Below are 267 nucleotides of genomic sequence, written 5' to 3' on the forward strand. Positions count from 1 at the left end.
CGGCAGCGCGGGCAGCATCGCCTCCGGCCGGGTGTCGTACACGTTCGGGCTTGAGGGCCCGGCGGTCACGGTCGACACGGCATGCTCGTCATCGCTGGTCGCACTGCACCTGGCGACCCAGGCACTGCGGAGCGGCGAGTGCACGATGGCGCTGGTCGGCGGTGTCACCGTCATGGCGACTCCCTCGACGTTCGTGGAGTTCAGCCGTCAGCGTGGCCTGTCGGCGGACGGTCGGTGCAAGGCGTTCGGTGCCGCTGCGGACGGTAC

General features: G+C 70.8%; 1 protein-coding gene. It reads left to right on the forward strand.

Annotated elements, in window-relative coordinates; all coding sequences use genetic code 11:
- Nucleotides 1-267, forward strand: a 267-nt coding sequence (locus IO33_RS45475) for a beta-ketoacyl synthase N-terminal-like domain-containing protein (protein WP_037687644.1), incomplete at both ends; no start/stop codon positions are given.

It is taken from the genome of Streptomyces durhamensis, assembly GCF_000725475.1.
Taxonomy (GTDB): Bacteria; Actinomycetota; Actinomycetes; order Streptomycetales; family Streptomycetaceae; genus Streptomyces; species Streptomyces filipinensis.